At 67.6% G+C, this 14,177-nt stretch carries 18 protein-coding genes; 5 read left to right on the top strand and 13 right to left on the bottom strand.

Annotation, left to right across the window (positions count from 1 at the left end):
- Positions 1–29: 29 nt before the first annotated feature.
- The 5 genes from ABD05_RS27940 to ABD05_RS27920 are packed head-to-tail and all read right to left on the bottom strand — an operon-like array spanning position 30 to position 3,764.
- Positions 30–854, bottom strand: coding sequence for an SDR family NAD(P)-dependent oxidoreductase (locus ABD05_RS27940; protein WP_047903191.1), 825 nt, complete (start codon positions 852–854; stop codon positions 30–32).
- A 1-nt stretch (position 855) separates the two neighbouring features.
- A complete protein-coding gene (locus ABD05_RS27935; RefSeq protein ID WP_047903852.1) occupies positions 856–1,731 on the bottom strand; it encodes an SDR family NAD(P)-dependent oxidoreductase in 876 nt (291 codons plus the stop codon).
- Positions 1,732–1,761: 30 nt separating this feature from the next.
- The gene (locus tag ABD05_RS27930) at positions 1,762–2,754 is read right to left on the bottom strand and encodes an NADP-dependent oxidoreductase (protein ID WP_047903190.1); all 993 of its coding nucleotides are present in this window, start codon (positions 2,752–2,754) and stop codon (positions 1,762–1,764) included.
- Between the two features lie 43 nt (positions 2,755–2,797).
- Complete coding sequence (locus tag ABD05_RS27925) at positions 2,798–3,430, bottom strand: Dabb family protein (protein ID WP_047903189.1); 633 nt, start codon at positions 3,428–3,430, stop codon at positions 2,798–2,800.
- Positions 3,420–3,764 (bottom strand): hypothetical protein, encoded by a 345-nt coding sequence (locus ABD05_RS27920; protein WP_047903188.1) that lies wholly within the window; start codon positions 3,762–3,764, stop codon positions 3,420–3,422. Before ABD05_RS27920 ends, ABD05_RS27925 begins: the two co-directional genes overlap by 11 nt.
- A 168-nt stretch (positions 3,765–3,932) precedes the next feature.
- Between ABD05_RS27920 and ABD05_RS27915 the strand changes: the two genes are divergently transcribed.
- The 4 genes from ABD05_RS27915 to ABD05_RS27900 all read left to right on the top strand — a co-directional run bounded on the left by ABD05_RS27915 (position 3,933) and on the right by ABD05_RS27900 (position 7,081).
- Positions 3,933–4,952 carry an AraC family transcriptional regulator gene (locus ABD05_RS27915; RefSeq protein ID WP_047903187.1) on the top strand — a complete coding sequence of 340 codons (1,020 nt, stop codon included), beginning with the start codon at positions 3,933–3,935 and terminating at the stop codon, positions 4,950–4,952.
- A 96-nt stretch (positions 4,953–5,048) separates the two neighbouring features.
- On the top strand, positions 5,049–5,621 hold the full coding sequence (locus ABD05_RS27910) for a TetR/AcrR family transcriptional regulator (protein WP_047903186.1): 573 nt from the start codon (positions 5,049–5,051) through the stop codon (positions 5,619–5,621).
- A gap of 22 nt (positions 5,622–5,643) precedes the next feature.
- Positions 5,644–6,639, top strand: a complete 996-nt coding sequence (locus tag ABD05_RS27905; protein WP_047903185.1) for an alpha/beta hydrolase — start codon at positions 5,644–5,646, stop codon at positions 6,637–6,639.
- A 19-nt stretch (positions 6,640–6,658) separates the two neighbouring features.
- Positions 6,659–7,081: a DUF6331 family protein gene (locus ABD05_RS27900; RefSeq protein WP_047903184.1), complete on the top strand. Its 423-nt coding sequence runs from the start codon at positions 6,659–6,661 to the stop codon at positions 7,079–7,081.
- Here the strand turns inward: ABD05_RS27900 and ABD05_RS27895 are convergent.
- Entirely contained in the window at positions 7,078–7,710 is a 633-nt protein-coding gene (locus tag ABD05_RS27895) for a LysE family translocator (protein ID WP_047903183.1), read from the bottom strand. The genes ABD05_RS27900 and ABD05_RS27895 overlap by 4 nt on opposite strands.
- 116 nt (positions 7,711–7,826) lie before the next feature.
- Between ABD05_RS27895 and ABD05_RS27890 the strand changes: the two genes are divergently transcribed.
- Positions 7,827–8,288, top strand: a complete 462-nt coding sequence (locus ABD05_RS27890) for an Lrp/AsnC family transcriptional regulator (RefSeq protein WP_047903182.1) — start codon at positions 7,827–7,829, stop codon at positions 8,286–8,288.
- Between the two features lie 117 nt (positions 8,289–8,405).
- On the opposite strand, the gene ABD05_RS36835 is transcribed toward ABD05_RS27890, so the two are convergent.
- From ABD05_RS36835 to ABD05_RS27850, 7 genes are all read right to left on the bottom strand, one after another.
- Positions 8,406–9,773 (bottom strand): collagen-like triple helix repeat-containing protein, encoded by a 1,368-nt coding sequence (locus ABD05_RS36835; RefSeq protein ID WP_082146243.1) that lies wholly within the window; start codon positions 9,771–9,773, stop codon positions 8,406–8,408.
- A 372-nt stretch (positions 9,774–10,145) separates the two neighbouring features.
- The gene (locus ABD05_RS27875) at positions 10,146–10,937 is read right to left on the bottom strand and encodes a DUF2182 domain-containing protein (protein WP_047903181.1); all 792 of its coding nucleotides are present in this window, start codon (positions 10,935–10,937) and stop codon (positions 10,146–10,148) included.
- On the bottom strand, positions 10,934–11,578 hold the full coding sequence (locus ABD05_RS27870) for a DUF1326 domain-containing protein (protein WP_047903180.1): 645 nt from the start codon (positions 11,576–11,578) through the stop codon (positions 10,934–10,936). Before ABD05_RS27870 ends, ABD05_RS27875 begins: the two co-directional genes overlap by 4 nt.
- 179 nt (positions 11,579–11,757) lie before the next feature.
- Positions 11,758–12,057, bottom strand: a complete 300-nt coding sequence (locus tag ABD05_RS27865) for a hypothetical protein (RefSeq protein ID WP_047903179.1) — start codon at positions 12,055–12,057, stop codon at positions 11,758–11,760.
- A 298-nt stretch (positions 12,058–12,355) separates the two neighbouring features.
- Positions 12,356–12,604 (bottom strand): hypothetical protein, encoded by a 249-nt coding sequence (locus ABD05_RS39060; protein ID WP_047903178.1) that lies wholly within the window; start codon positions 12,602–12,604, stop codon positions 12,356–12,358.
- 81 nt (positions 12,605–12,685) lie between these two features.
- Positions 12,686–13,213: an acyltransferase gene (locus ABD05_RS27855; protein ID WP_047903177.1), complete on the bottom strand. Its 528-nt coding sequence runs from the start codon at positions 13,211–13,213 to the stop codon at positions 12,686–12,688.
- 2 nt (positions 13,214–13,215) lie between these two features.
- Positions 13,216–14,160 carry an electron transfer flavoprotein subunit alpha/FixB family protein gene (locus ABD05_RS27850; RefSeq protein WP_047903176.1) on the bottom strand — a complete coding sequence of 315 codons (945 nt, stop codon included), beginning with the start codon at positions 14,158–14,160 and terminating at the stop codon, positions 13,216–13,218.
- Positions 14,161–14,177 lie beyond the last annotated feature (17 nt).

Raw genomic sequence — 14,177 nt, 5'->3', positions numbered from 1 at the left:
GTCGGCGCTGCCGCGCCCGGTCGTCGTTGTCAGAACGACGGCAGTGACGGATCGCGCGCTGCGAGGATGTCGTCGGTGCGCCGCTGCAGCGCGCCGTCGATCGTCTCCGGCTGCGGAATCAGCCAGTAGCGCCCTGCGCGGATGCCGTCGAACACCCGCCCGGCGAACGCGTCGGGCGTGAGCCCGTGCGCGTTCAGCATCGAGCGCATCGTATCGACGAAGCCGCGCACCTCGGGCCGGTCGTGCGCGGCGCCGAACGGATCGTTGAAGATGCCGGACTGCACGGGGCCCGGCGCAAGCAGCGACACGCCGACCGGTGCGCCGAGCATCTTCAGTTCTCCGTACAGCGATTCGGTCAGCGCGACCACCGCGAATTTCGTCGCCGAATAAGGCGACATCAGCGGGCTCGGCAGGAAACCGCCGACCGACGCCGTGTTCACGACCCGCGCCGGCACGTTGCGTTCGAGCATCCTCGGCACGAAGCTGCGGATCCCGTTCAGCACGCCGTGCACGTTGATCGCGAAGCTGCGCTCGAAGCTTTCCGGCCTGATCTCCCAGCTGAAGCCGGTCGCCATCACGCCCGCGTTATTGAACAGCAGGTCGACGCCACCGAAGCGCCGCCATGCGGCTTCCGCGAGTGCGTCGACGGCTTCGGCGCGGCTGACGTCGGTCGGCACGCACAGCACGTCGGTGTCGAGCGTCGCGGCGAACGCGTCGAGCTTCGCCGGATCGAGATCGGCCAGTACGACGCGCATGCCGAGCGCGGCCGCGTGGCGCGCGAGCCCGCTGCCGATGCCGCTGGCCGCGCCGGTGATCACGGCGGTGCCGCCGTCGAAGCGAATCGAATTCGTCATGTCAGAGTCCTGTCGGGTCGATGTGGGGATGCGCGTACGCGGGAATCACCGGCGGCGGCAGCGACGTGCGGCCGTCGAGCGAACGCACCGCGAGCTGCTGCGCGAGCGGGAAATGCAGGCTGTGCGTGACGAGGCCGGTGCGTTCGCGCGCCGGCAGGCTGCACAACGCGAGCGCGGTTTCGGCCAGATACGCGACGTCCTCGGTCGGATAGCCTTCGGGGATATAGCGCGCCGCGCCCGGCGTGCGGATCGCCGTGCTCGGCGCGACGAGATTCACCGCGATGCCGTCGGCTTCGAGTTCGGCCGCGAGCCCCTGCGTGAAGCGCGACAGCGCTGCCTTCGCCGCCGCGTAGACGGTCGCGCCGCCCGCGCGCGAGAAATCGTCGAACGGCCGCAGCGGCGGCAGCGCCGTCACCGAGCCGACGTTCACGATCCAGCCCGCGCCGCGTGCCCGCATCAGCGGGATCGCGGCCTGCGCGAGCGCGAACGGAATCCGCAGATAGTGTTCGATCGTCGTGTCGAACATCGTCATCGGCATCGCGTCGACGCACGCGTAGTCGGCCACGCCCGCGTTGTTCACGAGAATGTCGAGGCCGCCGGCCGCGTCGGCCGCACGCGCGACGAGCGCGTCGCGCTCGGCCGCGTTCGACAGGTCGGCCGCGAGCGCGATCGCACGGCCGCCGGCCTGTTCGATCAGTGCGACGGTTTCGGCGAGCGTGCCGGCGGTCGTCGCCGATTGCGTGAGGCTGCGCGCCGTCACGACGACGGTCGCGCCTTCGGATGCGAGGCGCTGCGCGATCGCGCGGCCGATGCCGCGGCTCGCGCCGGTCACGAGTGCGCACTTGCCCGCGAGGATCGCGGTTCGGGTGTCGGTCATCATGTCTCCAGTGATTTGAGTGCGAGCCGTTCAGCCCGCGATATCCGCAACGTGCAGCACGAGCTTGGTTTTCGCGTCGCCCGTTTGAACGAGATCGAGCGCCCGCGCGGCCTGTTCGAGCGGGAAACTGTCGAAACGCGGCACGCGCAATGCGCGCCGCCCGAGCCGTTCGGCGATCGATGCGAGCGTGTTGCCGCTCGGCATCCGGCTGTAGGTCATCGCGGTGCGCAGCCCGCGCCGCGCGGCTTCGGCGCCCGTCGCGGCCAGCCGCTCGGTGTCGCCGGCCGCGAGCGTCATGATGTTCACGAGCGTGCCGCCCGGCGCGAGCAGGTCGAGCGCGTCGGGCAGCGTGTCGCCGCCGACTGCGTCGAGCACGAGATCGACACCGCTCGGCGCCCATGCGCGCACCGCTGCGGCAATGTCCTGCGCGCGATAGTCGATGGCGACCTCCGCACCCAGCGATTCGACCGTGTCGCGGTTGCGCGCCGAGCACGTCGCCACGACGCGCGCGCCGGCCTGGGCCGCGAGCTGGATCGCGAACGTGCCGACCGCGCCCGCGCCGCCGTGCACCAGTACGGTCTGCCCCGCGCGCAGCCCGCCGTCGTCGAACAGGCCGGCCCATGCGGCCAGCGCAGGCGTCGGCGTGGCGGCCGCTTCCGCGAAGCTCACCGCGTCGGGCAGGCGCACGACCGAATCGTGGCGCACCGCGACGAATTCCGCATACGCACCCCAGCGCCCTGCGCCAACGTCGGTCTGCGCGAACACGCGCATGCCGGGCGCGAAACCGTCGACACCTTCGCCGACCGCTTCGACGACGCCCGCCGCATCGAAACCGATCACGAACGGAAACGTGTACTGCATGAACGCGCCGAGATAGCCTTCGCGGCATTTCCAGTCGGCGGGATTGACGCCCGCGTATGCGACGCGGATCAGCACGTCGCCGGGGCCCGGCTTCGGTACGGGAACGTCGGCCAGCCGTAACGCGTCGGCATGCCCGACGCGGTCGATCAGAAGGGCTCGCATCTTCGTGTCTCCAGGTTTTTGCAGGTTTGGTCCGCGCTGCGCGTCACGCCACCGTGTCGACCAGCAGGCTCGACGCGAGCGGACAGAACGCATGCGAGATCGCATCGACCGTCCAGTCGGGGCTTTCGGCGTCGAACCGGCGGTCGACCCAGCCCCAGTGATACGGATGCATCAGGTATTCGCCGAGCAGATCGCCGGCGTGCGCGAACTCCTGTTGCCACACGTGCGTCCAGGCGCCCGGCGTCTCGATCCGGCTCAGGCGCCAGTTGCGGATGCCGCGCATGAACGCGGGCATGTGCAGCAACTCGTGCTCCAGCGCGACGACCTGAGCTTCGCTTGCCTGCGGCCGTACGCGCAGCATCAGCGTGCGCCAGATGCCATCGCGCAACGTCGGCTCGCGCAGGCCGCCTCCGATCGCGCGGCACGCGGCGCCGTCGATGCGAACGACGCCCGGCAGTTGCGCCAGCGCCGCGAAATCCGTTGCACGATCAACCGCCCGTTCGTCGCGCAGCACGTCGAGCGTGTAGTCGCCCGCGCCCCAGCAGCCTTCCTGATTGCGTGCGAGCGCGACACGGGTTGCGCCGGGCAGCGCGCGCACGGCTTCGCGCAACGCACGTTCGATTGCGTCGGCGTCGTGATCCGCCGAAACGAATACCTGCGCCGTGTCATGCCGCATGGTCGACCTCCGTCAGTGCGGGCAGCGGCACGTCGGCGTCCGTCATTACATGGCGGCGGCGTGCATCGCACAGTCCGTCGACGGCCATCCAGAATGCGACCACGTCGCCATCGGTCAGCGCGCGCATCCGGTAATAGGCCGGCGCATCGGCGACGTGCCACGTCAGCCACAGCGTGCTCGGCTGCCCCGGCACCGCGACAGGCGGCGACACCCAGCGGCCGGCCGCCGTCAGCCCGCGCGCCGCGTGGCCCGGCAGGTAACGGTCGCGTAGCAGCGCCAGCACGTCGGGAATGCGCTCGGGCGCGAGCGTGATTTCGTCTACGATCTGGATCATTCGCGTGTCGTCCTTGGTCGTTCTTGGCGGGATGCGTCGTGCCGGCCTACGCCGTTCCGGCGAGGCCGAAGGCGGCCGGCGTGGATAGCATTCTTGCGTGGCGACGGTTCGCAGACCCCTACCGGCCCGCTCACCGGCCCCTGTCGCAACGATCAGAACGGGAGACATATGAAACAGCGCGCCATGCCGGCCAGCGGCCGCGTCCTGCCGGGCTTCGGCGCGCGCCTGCTGGGCGAACTCAAGCGCAGCGGCGCACCGCCGACCGAACGCGACGCGCAGCCGCCGAAAGACGCGGCCACGGCGAGCGACTTCGTCGCGCTGTACCGCGACGCGATCGAGCGGCTCGAGGCGCAGGTCGCGCGCGGCGACGGCCATCCGCCGATGCGCAAGCAGGAAGTCGACCTGATGTGCCGCTGCCTGCTGAGCTGCGCGACACTCGCCGACGCGATCCGCTGCGCGCGCGAATTCTGCGAGATGCTGACGCCGCGCGCCGGCGCGCTGTCGCTTGCGGTGCGCGACGGGCGTGCAATGTTCCGGATGGACTCGCTGCGCCGCACGGGCAGCCCGGCCACGTGCCTCGTCGACTTGACCGGGCTGTTCTGCTATCTGCAGCTGTTCGGCTGGCTGATCGGGCAGCCGTTGCGGCCAGCCGAAGTGTGGCTCGGCCATCCGCGCCGCGACGACGCGGTGCCGCTGCTCGGGCTGTTCAATGCGCCGGTCCACGTCGGCCGGAAAACCTACGGCTTCGCGTTCGACGCGACGCTGCTCGATTGCCGCGTGATCCGGCAGCCGGGCGAAGTCGATGCATTCCTCGTCGATTTCCCGTTTCGTCTGATCGATTCGACGCCGGCCGTCGTATCGTGGGCGCAGCAGGTGCGCGGCTTTCTCGATGCGGCGCTCGCGCACGAACAGGCGCTGCCGGCGCTCGCGGAACTGGCCGCGTGGCTCGGTGTCAGCGAGGCGACGTTACGGCGGCGGCTGGCGACCGAAGGCAGCGGCTACCACGTGCTGCGCGAGCAATGCCTGGCCGACGCCGCGCGACGATGCCTGCACGAGACGGACTGGCCGGTCGCGCGGGTAGCCGCGCATCTCGGGTTCGGCGGCGAGGAGGCGTTCCGGCGCGCGTTCGTGCGCTGGACCGGCTTGGCGCCGAGCCGGTTCAGGCGAACGGCCGGCGTCGACGCGTGACGCGATGCGGAGCACCCGAACGCAACACGCGGGAAATTGACATCGCCACAAAAACTAATAGAATTAGTTTTTTGACTAACACCCATAGCATCCGTCATGGCGCGTGCCGGCATTACCGTAGACAGGCTCGTCGAAGCCGGCGCGCAGCTCGCCGATGAAACCGGCTTCGAGCAACTCACCGGCGCGGCGCTCGCGCGGCACTTCGACGTCAAGCTGGCCAGCCTTTACTCCCACATCCCGAGTTTCGACGATCTCAAGAGCCGGATCGCGCTGTTCGCGCTGAAGGAACTGGCCGATCGCGCGACCGACGCGCTGGCCGGCCGCTCCGGCAAGGACGCATTGGCCGCGCTTGCGAACGTCTATCGCGACTATGCACGCGCGCATCCCGGCCGCTTTGCGGCTGCGCGCCATCCGGTGAGCACCGAGCGCGCCGCCGAAAGCGCGGGTGGGCAGCTCGTCAGGATGACCTCGGCGATGCTGCGCAGCTACGACATCCCGGAAGCCGAACAGGCGCACGCGATCCGCCTGCTCGGCGGCTTCTTCATGGGCTACGTGACACTCGAAAGCGCGGGCGGTTTCTCGCACGGCGCGCCGGACTCCGACGCTTCGTGGGCGCGCAGTCTCGACGCGCTGGACGTGATGCTGTGCAACTGGCCTTCGGCCGCATGACACGCCGAATGGAAATCGATAGATGAAAGACAAACCCGACGGCGTCTTGCTGCCGCGCCGTGTCGTTCCCTTCCCGACCTCGATCAGCGACGAAGCGCGCACCGCGTTGCAGCGGCTCGTCGGCGACGACGGCGTGCCGCTGAACGCGCTGCACGTGATGCCGGCGCCGGACGATATCGACGCGTGGATGCGCGTCAAGACGGCCACCGATGCGCATTACGCAGCCGCCGTCGCGAAGCTCGGCGGGTATCTGCGGTCGAGCGTCGAGACGATCCGCGCAGGCGATGCGGACGTGCACGTCGCGACGCCCGAAGCCCCGGCTTCCGGCGAATGTGCGTATATCGACCTGCATGGCGGCGCGCTGATCTTCGGCGGCGGCGACGCGTGCCGCGCCGGCGCGCAGATGCAGGCCGACCGGCTCGGCATTCGATGCTACGGCGTCGACTACCGCCTGCCGCCCGAGCATCCGTATCCGGCCGCGCTCGACGATTGCATCGCGGCGTATGCGTATGTGCTCGAACGCTTTGCGCCGGAAAACATCGTCATCGGCGGCCGCTCGGCCGGCGGCAATCTCGCCGCCGCGATGGTGCTGCGCGCCCGCGACGAAGGCTGGCCGCTGCCGGCTGCGCTCGTGCTGCTGTCGCCGGAAGCCGACCTGACGGAATCCGGCGACAGCTTCGAGACCAACCGGCTCGTCGATGTCGTGCTGCCCGCATCGCTGATGTCGAACAACCTGCTCTATGCGAACGGCGCCGATCTCGCGCATCCGTATCTGTCGCCACTGTTCGGCGATTTTTCCGCCGGCTTTCCGCCGACGTTCATCCAGAGCGGCACGCGCGACCTGTTCCTGTCGAACGCCGTGCGCCTGCATCGCGCATTACGCCGCGCGCAGGTGCCGACCGAGCTTCACGTGTTCGAAGGGATGCCGCATGGCGGGTTCATGGGCGCGCCGGAGGATAGGGAACTGAGCCAGGAGATCGCACGCTTCGTGCGCGCGCATTTGCGGGCGTTGAATTGAGCCCGGCGAGGATCGACCGATGAACCGAAAACCGCACAAGGACGACATCAGCATCGGCCAGGATCGCTGGATCGAATTCGGTGATCTGGCGAATGGCCAGGGGCATGCGGTCGCGATCGATCCGTATCTGGCCGCGGTCATGCCGTTGATCGACGCGCTGGAGACGGATTGTGTCGCCGCATGCTGCGGCATCGACGCGTTCGGTTTCTGGCCGGACGAGATCGCGGTTGCGGTGGGCACGTGGCATCGCGACGCGCTGGTGCGGCTCGCCGACGATCTGCAGTCGGTTCGACATGCGATCGAAGCGCTGCCGACCGATATCGTCGTCAGCACGCGAATGAACCAGTACTTTCGGAAAGCCGTGATGCTCGAACTGCTGGCGCACCTGCAGAAGGTTCTCGACGACATCCGGTCGAAAGGCGATGCCCCGCTTCAGGACTAGACAAGGCCGCGCATGCCCGCGACCAACTGGATCGCGCCGAATGCCGCGATGACGACGGCCGACACGCGCGACAGCCCGTGCATGAACGCGAACGACATCTTCGTGCGCAGCGCGGCGGTCGCGCTGCTCAGGCACAGCCACCAGGTCGCGGAACCGATGAACACGCCGGCGACCATCAGCGCCACGGCCGGCCACATCGCGCCTTCACGCGTGCCCGACAGCGGGCCGAGCGCCGCGAAAATCCCGACGAACGACAGGATCGTCATCGGGTTCGACAGCGTGAGGCCGAACGTCGTCAGGAAATCGCGCAGGACGGTCGTGCGCGGCAGGTCGCGTTGCAGCGCCGACGCGGCCGGCGCCTGGCGCGCGATGGTCCACGCAAGCCACACGAGGAATGCGCCGCCGCCGATCTTCAGGCCGACGGTCAGCATCGGGAATGCGGTGACGATGCCCGCGATGCCCAGCGCGCCGAGCAGGCCGTAGATCGCATCGGCGCACGCGGCGCCGACACCCGTCGCGAACCCGGCCTGAAAGCCGCGGCTCAGGCTGCGCTGAATGCACAGCATGCCGATCGGGCCGACCGGCACCGCGATCGACAGCCCCATCACGACGGACTTGATGAACAGCATCGCCTGCTCCTTGCGACATGCAACGGGTTGAACAGGCATCGTAGGGAAAGTCCGGTCACCGCTGAATGCGGTTTTTAAGGAAAAATGGCCACTCCGCCTTAAAAAATTCCGCCGCGATGGACGATCTGGACTGGAAGGTACTGGCGCTGTTGCAGGCCAACGGCCGCATCAGCTATACGGAGCTGGCCCGCCAGGTGCACCTGTCGGTGCCGGCGGTGACCGAACGCGTGAAGCGTCTTGAAACTGCCGGCGTCGTCGAGGGCTACACGGCCCGGATCAATCCGGCCGCGGCCGGCTATCCGGTGAGCGCGCTGATCGGCATCACGGTGCCGCAACCGGCGAAAGCGAAATTCCTCAAGCTGCTGGAGACGATTCCCGAAGTCGTCGAATGCCATCACGTGACGGGAGCCGACTCGTATGTCATGCGGTTCGTCGCCACCAGCATGACCCACCTCGAACAGTTGATCGAACGCATCAACCTGTACGGCGAAACGCGCACGTCGATCGTGATGTCGACGCCGCTGTCGGCGCGCGGGCTGGCGCGGCCGCCGTCGAAGTTCGATGGCGGCCGCAAGTAGCTGGCCGGGTTTTCATGACCGTCCGACAGATCCCGTCCCGAACTTTGGGCGGCCGATGCCGGCCGGCCGACCAAGGCCATTCGGCCGGTTGCCTCTGTGACGTTCGGCGCCGCTCGGTTATTTGCCGACCGCGCCGCCGAGCAGGCCGCCCACCAGCGATGTCACCGGCGCGAGCGGATTGGCGAGACTGCCCAACGGCGTGCCGCCGCCCGTGCCGGTCGCGGAGCCGCTGTGCACGGCCGCCGGCATGCCGCCGACCACGCTCGTCACCAGGCCGGCGATCGGCACCGCGCCGTTCGCGCCGCTCGGGTTCACGAGACCGCCCACGTTGGTCACCGTATTGCCGACTGCACGGACGAGGTCGCCGACACCGCTAACGACCGGCTGCGGCGACGTGGATGTCACCTTCCATCCGGCCGACGTGATTGCCCCGCCGATTTGCCCGAGCAGGCCGGCGACCGGCTGGCCGAGGCCGGTTGCCGTGCCGACCTGTTGCGTGAGCTGGCCGGCCGTCGTCACGAGCGGCGTGATCGCCGTGCTGAGCGCCTGCGTCGCCTGCTGGACCGGGCCCGACGACAGGGCCGAGCCGAGCATCGTGCCGCCCGACTTCAGACCGCCGGCCACCGTGTCGAGCAGGACACCGACCGGCGTCGTGATCGGCGCCAGCGGCGACAGCGGGCCGGAGCCGAGCGCCTTCACCGTTTCGCCGAGACCGGCGACCGGGTTGCTGGTCGAGCCGACGACGGTGCCGAGGCCGGCGACCGTCGTGCCGACCGGGTTCGGCGTGAAACCGATCTGGCCGATGCCGTTGCTCAGCGCGTTCGACGTATCGCGGACGATCGTGCCGACGCCGGTGACCGTGTCGGCCGGCCCGGCGGTCACGCCCTTGCTGACGCCACCTGGCAGGCTCGCGCCGCTTATCGTGACGCCCACGTCCGTGACGACCGAGCCGACGGAACTGATGATGCCGTTCGTGCCGGGGGTGCCGCTGGTTCCGCTTGTGCCGCCGATTCCGCTGGTGCCGCCGCTGGTGCCGCTGCTGGTGCCGCTCGTGCCACTCGTCCCGCTTGTGCCACTGGTGCCGCTTGTGCCGCTGGTTCCGCTCGTGCCACTGGTTCCGCTCGTGCCGCTGGTTCCGCTCGTGCCGCTGGTTCCGCTCGTGCCGCTGGTTCCGCTCGTGCCGCTGGTTCCGCTCGTGCCGCTGGTTCCGCTAGTACCACTGCTCCCGCTCGTGCCACTGGTTCCGCTGGTTCCGCTAGTACCACTGCTCCCGCTCGTGCCGCTGGTTCCGCTCGTGCCACTGGTCCCGCTAGTACCGCTGCTCCCACTGGTACCACTGGTCCCGCTCGTGCCACTCGTACTCGTCCCGATGTTGGCACCGGCCAGCTTCGGCGCCGTAACGTCGCTGCCGCCGCACGCTGCCAGCGCACACGCCGCAGCAATGGCGGCGAGCGCAACGTTCGCCTTGATGAAATGATTTTGCATGGAAGTCCCCGTCAGCTATTCAGCGCGAACCTTCCAGCAAGCATCTACCGTGCCACCTTCATCGGCTTCGTTAACAATTCAGCAACCGAGCCGCAGCGGCTTTGCCGACGGCACTTTCCGGCACGACGCATCGCATGCGGGCCCGGCTCTGCCGTTCGATCCGCCCTTGCGTCCCCGCGACGCTGACGTAACATCGGCCCGGCGTTACGTAGCATGAATGGTGAAAGGCCGGCCGTGACCGCACGTCGCTTGCTCCAGTCGAGGCAGCTCGCGCATGCCGCTGCCTCATCGAAAGTCTCCCGTTGCCCGAAGACGTTTCCGTTGCGCGTGGAAATCGCGCATCGCGGATGACTGGCGAACCCGGATGGCCGTTCAAACAAGCAACGTCACACCGGCCCAGGCAATCAGCACGACGCCCAGCACGCGCCCGACAAGATCGCCGCCGGGCAGGACTTTTTCCGCGAACACGAACAGCGACAGCGCGGCAATCCAGACGACATTCATCACGCCGCCGACGAACAGCAGCGCCATCAGCAACCAGCAGCAGCCCACGCAATACATGCCGTGGCGTGCGCCGAGCAGGAAACTGCCGATGACGCCCCGACGCCAGTGCGCGACAAGAAAGCCGGCCGGCGCGCGGCATTGCCGAAGACACGCGCGTTTCAGCGGCGAGAATTGATAGAGCCCGGCCAGCGCGAGAACGACCGCGGAAAGAACGGCGCTCTTCGACCACAGCATCATCGCGGAGATCAGCCCGGCCGGCTGCAGCAGCAACTGAAGCAACGCCGCGCCGATCGAGAACGCGAGCCATGCGGTCAGATAACCGGCCAGCAGCGACACGGACGTGAACGCGGCCCCCGAACCGTCCGCGCCGTGATGCCGCAGCACGCGCCGGTACAGCATCACGAGCGGCGCCGCGCTGGGCGTCATCATCGCGATCATCATCACCCACCACATCACGATCACGGTCGGCAGCGACGGATCCATGCTGCCCATGTCGCCCGTCAGCCGATGCGGGAAGAGCGCGACCGTCGTCATGTCCAGCGCCGACATGCCGGTTCCCGCGCCCGTCCACAGGTAGAACCAGCACACGCCGACGAGCGCGGCCATGCCGAGCAGCGTAACGACGCGCTCGCGCCCGAGCCAGGTGTCGAACGGAGTCATGCGGCGGCGCGATGCCGGATCAGCCCGTGGTTGTTCAGGTGCAGCCGCGCGAACTGCGCGTAGGTTCCGTCGAGATTCAACGCGATATTGCCTTGCGAGCGCCCCGAACCCGAACCGATCTCGGCCAGCTCGTATTCGAAACCCTGCGGCAGGTCGATCCGCACGCGATGCTCGGCGCCCGACACCGGGTTGAGGATCGGTTCGCCCGCGACGTCGAACACGCCTTCGACATGAATCCGGCCGCGCCGCGCATCGACATCGACGTCGAAGTCGATCCTCGTGAAGATCGGCTCGAACGCGTGATCGAGCGTCGACGCATATACCGAGAACATCGTCGCAAACGGATCGGTATCCTGACCGGTCATGATCTTCAGCACCGCTTCGCGCTGTGCCGGACTGGCACGCTCGTCGACGATCGGCTGGCACTTGCCCTTGCCTTCGTGGACCGGCCCCGGCCACTGAAACACGACCGCGATCCTGACACCGTCGAGCACCACGTCGCCGTAGTGGCCGCCGTCGATCGATATCGCGCCCATCGCTTCGCAATTGCCGTTGGTCGGCAACGCATTGAACTGGCAAGGACAACCGTATGAGCAATTGCAACTGATCATTTCGGTACCCTGAATTTCCCACGGAGTCATGGCTCCACCTCGCGCGCTGTGACACATGAATTCTTCGAATCTAGTGCACGGCATCGGGGAAATCAAAGCCGGAACTGCGGCCCGGTTCGACGCGTAAAACCCGTGCGTTCCGGCCCCACGCATGACGTTTCGAACCGCTCGACGCAGGCGATTCCGGCCACCGTCGCCACATCCGGATCTCACGCGAACAGCGACGCGACGATCGCACACCACACCGCACTCGCGCCGCACAGAAACACGCGCCGCGCGACGAACATCCGCGTCTCGTCGTCGGGTGTTTTCATCGGCGATGTCGCGAGAAACGGCACGCTGGCGAGGCACGCGAAGCCCGACAGTGCGGGCAGGATCACGATGTAGTCGCCGAACCGCCAGGGCAGCGGCTCGTGCCATCCCCAGTAGCCGAGAAACAGCATGCCCATCGAAAACATCGTCGCGGCTGCCGAACTGAGCGCGACCACCGATCCCGTCGGAAATTGCATGGGAGCCTCCCCTCGCGCATCGCGCGCGACGCCGGTCAATTATCCCGGCAGGGAAGGAAAAAACACAACGATTGACGACCGGTCCGAACGCGTCGCACGTGCCGCGCTCACCGGCTTCTGTCGCCAAGGATCGCCATGATCTCTCCCGCCGACAGCACCTCGCGAGTTCATTTCCGGTTCGAATGGATCGGAAACGGCTTCGCCATCGATCGGCGAATACGCGTTGTCACGGATTGACAGAGCTGATTCGATCGAGCTTTATGTCGCGTTCGTTTCATCGAACACGGGGGTCGCACAGTTACCCCGGTTTCCTCCCCGCCTGTGCGACGGTCACCCAGCTCACTACGGCGGCGGCAACCCAGCAACACGTGATCAGCAGGTCGAGATCCATCCAGCCTTCGAAATTCGTGCTGTTTTCGAAACTGCAGCGGTGATGGCCCCTGACCCATATGCAGCCGCTGATGAACTGCTGGATGTGCATGTAAGCGTTGAACACCGCAAAGGCGGAGGTAATGACGGCGACCCGCAGGCTTATGCTCGTTTTCATTGGCGCTGAAGGCGTGGGATGAACTGCTGCCGATCTTAAGCCAACGGCGATGTGTGACGCAATCGTTCGATACCGCCCCGCTCACCCGTCGATCCGCCGGATCGTCCTCAAACAATCCGCCGCCAACTGCTGATAGATCCGCGTGCCATTCGCCTTCGCGTCGATCTCCGCGTCGCTCAGCCGCCGCACGACGCGCCCCGGCACGCCCGCGAGCAGCACGCCGCGCGGCACGTCGTACCCGGCCTTCACGAACGCGCACGCGGCGACGATCGTCGTCGCGCCGATCGTTGCGCCGTCCATCACGACCGCATTCATCCCGATCATCGTGTCCGGTTCGAGTGTCGCGCCATGCACGATCGCACCATGGCCGACGTGGCTGTTGACGCCGAGCCGGCACGTCTCGCCGATCCCGACATGCAGCACGCAGCCGTCCTGCACGTTGCTGCCGTCGGCGACGACGATCGCGCCGAAGTCGCCGCGCACGCTCGCATGCGGGCCGATGTAGCAGCGCGCGCCGATCGTCACGTCGCCGATCACGACCGCGCTCGGGTCGACATACGCGAACGGATCGACGCGCGGCCGCATCCCGTTGAATTCGAACAGCGGCATCGTCAGAGCGCCGCGACCGCTTCCGGCACGAGCGTGAACAGATCGCCGACGAGGCCATAATCGGCCACGCTGAAGATCGGCGCTTCCGGATCCTTGTTGATCGCGACGATCACCTTCGAATCCTTCATGCCGGCCAGATGCTGGATCGCACCCGAGATGCCCACCGCGATGTACAGCTGCGGCGCGACGATCTTGCCGGTCTGGCCGACCTGGTAGTCGTTCGGCACGTAGCCCGCGTCGACTGCCGCACGCGACGCGCCGAGTGCGGCGTGCAACTTGTCGGCCAGCGGCTCCAGCACCTTCGTGTAGTTTTCGCCGCTGCCGAGGCCGCGCCCGCCCGACACGACGATGTTCGCGCCGGTGAGCTCCGGACGGTCCAGCTTCGTCACTTCACGGCTCACGAACTGCGACTTGCCTGCGTCGGCCGCCGCTTCGTTCTTCTCGACCGCTGCGCTGCCGCCAACGGCCGCAACCGGATCGAAACCCGTCGCACGCACCGTGATCACCTTGACCGGATCGGTCGACTGCACCGTCGCGATCGCGTTGCCTGCGTAGATCGGGCGTTCGAACGTATCGGCCGAATCGACCGCCGTGATGTCCGAGATCTGCGCGACGTCCAGCTTCGCGGCGATACGCGGTGCGACGTTCTTGCCGTAGGCCGTCGCCGGCGCGAGGATGTGCGAGTAAGTCTTCGCGACGTTCATCACAGTCGCTTCGACGTTCTCCGCCAGACCCGCTTCGAGCTGCGGCGCGTCGGCCAGCAGCACCTTCGAAACACCGGCGATCTTCGCTGCTGCGTCCGCCGCTGCCTGTGCGTTGTGTCCCGCAACCAACACGTGAATATCGCCGCCGCCCGCTGCACCAAGCGCCTGAGCCGCCGCCACCGCATTCAACGTAGCGGCCTTGATCGAAGCATTGTCGTGTTCCGCGATTACCAGAATCGTCATTTCGTTGCGTTCCCTTC

The sequence above is a fragment of the Burkholderia pyrrocinia genome, from assembly GCF_001028665.1.
GTDB classification, from domain to species: Bacteria; Pseudomonadota; Gammaproteobacteria; order Burkholderiales; family Burkholderiaceae; genus Burkholderia; species Burkholderia pyrrocinia.
Note: the sequence above shows the minus strand (reverse complement) of the source record. Positions and strands in the feature narration are given on the sequence as shown.

Coding starts and splice junctions, on each gene's coding strand:
- ABD05_RS27940 (WP_047903191.1), bottom strand. CDS start 854: ATGACGAATTCGATTCGCTTCGACGGCGGCACCGCCGTGATCACCGGC.
- ABD05_RS27935 (WP_047903852.1), bottom strand. CDS start 1,731: ATGACCGACACCCGAACCGCGATCCTCGCGGGCAAGTGCGCACTCGTG.
- ABD05_RS27930 (WP_047903190.1), bottom strand. CDS start 2,754: ATGCGAGCCCTTCTGATCGACCGCGTCGGGCATGCCGACGCGTTACGG.
- ABD05_RS27925 (WP_047903189.1), bottom strand. CDS start 3,430: ATGCGGCATGACACGGCGCAGGTATTCGTTTCGGCGGATCACGACGCC.
- ABD05_RS27920 (WP_047903188.1), bottom strand. CDS start 3,764: ATGATCCAGATCGTAGACGAAATCACGCTCGCGCCCGAGCGCATTCCC.
- ABD05_RS27915 (WP_047903187.1), top strand. CDS start 3,933: ATGAAACAGCGCGCCATGCCGGCCAGCGGCCGCGTCCTGCCGGGCTTC.
- ABD05_RS27910 (WP_047903186.1), top strand. CDS start 5,049: ATGGCGCGTGCCGGCATTACCGTAGACAGGCTCGTCGAAGCCGGCGCG.
- ABD05_RS27905 (WP_047903185.1), top strand. CDS start 5,644: ATGAAAGACAAACCCGACGGCGTCTTGCTGCCGCGCCGTGTCGTTCCC.
- ABD05_RS27900 (WP_047903184.1), top strand. CDS start 6,659: ATGAACCGAAAACCGCACAAGGACGACATCAGCATCGGCCAGGATCGC.
- ABD05_RS27895 (WP_047903183.1), bottom strand. CDS start 7,710: ATGCTGTTCATCAAGTCCGTCGTGATGGGGCTGTCGATCGCGGTGCCG.
- ABD05_RS27890 (WP_047903182.1), top strand. CDS start 7,827: ATGGACGATCTGGACTGGAAGGTACTGGCGCTGTTGCAGGCCAACGGC.
- ABD05_RS36835 (WP_082146243.1), bottom strand. CDS start 9,773: ATGCAAAATCATTTCATCAAGGCGAACGTTGCGCTCGCCGCCATTGCT.
- ABD05_RS27875 (WP_047903181.1), bottom strand. CDS start 10,937: ATGACTCCGTTCGACACCTGGCTCGGGCGCGAGCGCGTCGTTACGCTG.
- ABD05_RS27870 (WP_047903180.1), bottom strand. CDS start 11,578: ATGACTCCGTGGGAAATTCAGGGTACCGAAATGATCAGTTGCAATTGC.
- ABD05_RS27865 (WP_047903179.1), bottom strand. CDS start 12,057: ATGCAATTTCCGACGGGATCGGTGGTCGCGCTCAGTTCGGCAGCCGCG.
- ABD05_RS39060 (WP_047903178.1), bottom strand. CDS start 12,604: ATGAAAACGAGCATAAGCCTGCGGGTCGCCGTCATTACCTCCGCCTTT.
- ABD05_RS27855 (WP_047903177.1), bottom strand. CDS start 13,213: ATGCCGCTGTTCGAATTCAACGGGATGCGGCCGCGCGTCGATCCGTTC.
- ABD05_RS27850 (WP_047903176.1), bottom strand. CDS start 14,160: ATGACGATTCTGGTAATCGCGGAACACGACAATGCTTCGATCAAGGCC.